Origin of the sequence: Kineobactrum sediminis (genome assembly GCF_002868715.1) — a bacterium.
In the GTDB taxonomy this organism is placed as follows: Bacteria; Pseudomonadota; Gammaproteobacteria; order Pseudomonadales; family Halieaceae; genus Kineobactrum; species Kineobactrum sediminis.
Genome location: NZ_PKLZ01000005.1, coordinates 1 through 1,749 on the forward strand (window position 1 = coordinate 1; position 1,749 = coordinate 1,749).

Annotated in this window: 1 protein-coding gene; it reads left to right on the top strand. The window is 61.8% G+C overall.

Annotated elements, in window-relative coordinates:
• Positions 1-1,749: hypothetical protein (locus CWI75_RS18395; protein ID WP_206604675.1), on the top strand; the 1,749-nt coding region annotated here is incomplete at both ends.

Sequence of the window (1,749 nt, forward strand, 5' to 3'; positions counted from 1 at the left end):
GTTCAAGCTCGAGGGTGTGAACCAGGAGCTTACAGCAAACCACGGTGGTACTGGCTGGGAGCTGATGTGCTTTGATTTCACCGGCCTGACCGGGGGCAGCTCCGCAACGGGTATCACCCTGATCTTCGACAACGGCACTGTGGGTGCAGCGGAAACTGATCCGGATAACTGGACCTTCCTCTTTGACGACATTGTCCTCGGTGAAAGCTGTGGCGATACCGGTGGCGATGTCGTCGACCCGGACCCTGTGCTGCCAGTGGACTTCGAGGGTGACCCTGCTGCGTTCGTGTTCCTCGAGGGCGGCGGTTTTGAAGGTGGCCAGGCATCGGTCGTGGCCAACCCGGATACCGATGGCAATACCAGTGCCCAGGTGGGGCAGATGCTGAAGTTTGACGGTGCGGTATTTGGCGGCGCCACCCTGGACCTGGGTGGCACGGCAAACCTGCCCTCCGGCAGCGCCTTTACCATGAAGGTATGGTCGCAGCGTCCGGTACCGGTACTGTTCAAGCTTGAAGGTGGCCCGGTGGGCGAGGTGACGGCTAACCATGGCGGCACAGGCTGGGAGGAACTCTGCTTCGACTTTGGCACGCTTTCCGGCGACGGTGTGAGTGGCATCACCCTGATATTCGACCTGGGTATCAGCGGCGCAGCGGCGACCGATCCGGCCAACTGGACCTTTTACTTCGACGATATCGCCCTGGCCTCGGGTTGTGGTGACAGTGTGGTAGACGGAGACTCTCCGTTGCCGGTTGACTTCGAGGGCGACCCGGCTGCATTCGTGTTCCTCGAGGGCGGCGGTTTTGAAGGCGGCCAGGCGTCGGTTGTGGCCAACCCGGATACCGATGGCAATACCAGTGCCCAGGTGGGGCAGATGCTGAAGTTTGACGGTGCGGTATTTGGCGGCGCCACCCTGGACCTGGGTGGCACGGCAAACCTGCCCTCCGGCAGCGCCTTTACCATGAAGGTATGGTCGCAGCGTCCGGTACCGGTTCTGTTCAAGCTTGAAGGTGGCCCGGTGGGCGAGGTGACGGCTAACCATGGCGGCACCGGCTGGGAGGAGCTCTGCTTCGATTTTGGCACGCTTTCCGGCGACGGTGTGAGTGGCATCACCCTGATATTCGACCTGGGTATCAGCGGCGCAGCGGCGACCGATCCGGCCAACTGGACCTTTTACTTCGACGATATCGCCCTGGCCTCGGGTTGTGGTGACAGTGTGGTAGACGGAGACTCTCCGTTGCCGGTTGACTTCGAGGGCGACCCGGCTGCATTCGTGTTCCTCGAGGGCGGCGGTTTTGAAGGCGGCCAGGCGTCGGTTGTGGCCAACCCGGATACCGATGGCAATACCAGTGCCCAGGTGGGGCAGATGCTGAAGTTTGACGGTGCGGTATTTGGCGGCGCCACCCTGGACCTGGGTGGCACGGCAAACCTGCCCTCCGGCAGCGCCTTTACCATGAAGGTATGGTCGCAGCGTCCGGTACCGGTTCTGTTCAAGCTTGAAGGTGGCCCGGTGGGCGAGGTGACGGCTAATCACGCGGGCACCGGCTGGGAGGAACTCTGCTTCGACTTTGGCACGCTTTCTGGCGACGGCGTGAGTGGCATCACCCTGATATTCGACCTGGGTATCAGCGGCGCAGCGGCGACCGATCCGGCCAACTGGACCTTTTACTTCGACGATATCGCTCTGGCCGCAGGCTGCGGTGGTACAGACGGTGAAGTTTTTGGCGCTAACGAAGTCAACTTCGAAACCCC